Genomic DNA, 1,653 nt, shown 5'->3' on the forward strand with positions numbered 1-1,653 from the left:
GGGGGGGTATGGTGGCTCGCTGGGCCCCCGGGGGTCCCCCCCCCGGCTGGGGGGGGGGGGTCTGGGGGGGCCCACGGCCCGCGCCCCGAATCGCGGCGGACCCGCCATGCCTCGATCGGGTGGTGCGGGATGATCCTCACCGGGCGGTCCGACAGCATGTCGGCGACGCCGCCCTGGAGGAACGACAGGCGCACCACCTCCGTGCGGGGATCGGGCGGGATCGCGAGGTCGTCGCCTATCCGCGTCAGTCATGGCGACGCCTGCGCGCGATCCGGCTCGACCGCGCGGATGACGAACTCCTCCATCCAGGGCTGGTACTGCTCCCACAGTGCGCGCAGGTGCGGGATCGGGTCGGCGCCGCCGTCCACGCGCAGATCGACCAGCGGGAAGCTCTCGCGGTGCACCACCAACAGCACCGCCGAGAACACCGGCCCGTGCTCGCCCCCGGCCGCGAGCCCGGCCTCGAGCCCGCGCAGCAGCCGCTCGGCGAGCAGGGCCGACTGGTCGGCGCCGAACGCGTCCGCCATCGCCTGCGGCACGCGGTCATTGGCGAGGATGTTGCCGATCGCGATGCAGTCGGGCGCGTGACCCGCGCCGAAGGCGGGCTTCACCTTCGCGCCGTGGAAGTGCGCGGTGCGTCCGGCGGCGTCGATCGCGGCGAGCTGGCGCCAGGCGTGATGCGGCGTCGAGACGACCAGCGCGTCGACCGCCTCCGGCGCGGTGCAGCCCGATCGCAGCAGCGCGATCCCGCGCGGGCCGAGCCGCGGATCGGTGCGATGCTGCGTCAGCACCGCGCCCACGCCGGGCGCGCAGAACGGCACGCGCGAGCCGACCGCGATGCTCGAGGTCGACACGGCGGCGCCGAACTGCCCGGTTCGTGCGCACCGTCCGAGCAGCGAGAAGGTCATCGGTCCCCCATCGTCGCTGCGGCCAGCGTTCCGGCGCCCTGGTCGCGCTTGCTCCGGAGCGGCGCCATGTCTCCCGGCGGGCATTCAACGCGTGCGCCACCGGTGTGTCCAGTGCCGATGCACCGCCGATCGGCCGGTTGCGCATCCGGCGCACCGGTGCTGGCATCGCCGGCGGAACAATCCGGCGAGACGGGCATGGCGCATCTTCGCCTGCGCAGGGTCAACACGCGCGACGTGCACGGCCCTCGGGCTCTCGACACCGACGTGTGCATGGCGGTGCGCGCCGGCGGGCATGTCCATCTGCGCGGCCAGGCCGGCTTCGATCTGCGAAACCGCCCGCCGCGGTCGCAGAGCGCGTGCACGTCCGCGCGACGATGCGCGGGCTGGCCCGGATGCGTCCGAGCACCGCTTCAAGCACCGTCGATCCGGAAACCACCACCCCACCCTCCATGCTGTCACGGGAGAGCGCCATGTCCGATCCCAAGGCCCACGAAGCCGCGCTTGCACCGGCGCTGCCCGACATCCTCGCGATGGCGCGGCGCGTTGTCGATATCGACAGTGGCAGCTACGACGCGGCGGGCGTGAACGCGGTGATCGACATCTGGGCGGGCATGCTCTCCGGCCTCGGCTTCACGGTGGACCGCGCGGCGTTGCCCGGCCGGGGTGATCAGATGACCGCCGAGCTCGCGCTCGGCAACGGCCCGCGGCTGCTGATCCTCGGCCACGCCGACACGGTCTGGCCAGC

General features: G+C 73.7%; 1 protein-coding gene and 1 pseudogene. One reads left to right on the plus strand and one right to left on the minus strand.

The features are described 5' to 3' along the window. Positions 1–248: 248 nt before the first annotated feature. On the minus strand, positions 249–908 hold the full coding sequence (locus ACTIFU_RS23695) for a DUF1028 domain-containing protein (protein WP_439580789.1): 660 nt from the start codon (positions 906–908) through the stop codon (positions 249–251). Positions 909–1,378: 470 nt separating this feature from the next. On the opposite strand from ACTIFU_RS23695, the pseudogene ACTIFU_RS23700 reads away from it, so the two are divergent. Continuing rightward, a pseudogene (locus ACTIFU_RS23700) lies at positions 1,379–1,653 on the plus strand (hypothetical protein); the annotation flags it as partial.

Source organism: Elioraea sp., assembly GCF_051860475.1.
Lineage (GTDB): Bacteria > Pseudomonadota > Alphaproteobacteria > Acetobacterales > Acetobacteraceae > Elioraea.

Excerpts from the sequence above, each read along its gene's own strand:
- ACTIFU_RS23695 (WP_439580789.1), bottom strand. The coding sequence starts at position 908 with ATGACCTTCTCGCTGCTCGGACGGTGCGCACGAACCGGGCAGTTCGGC.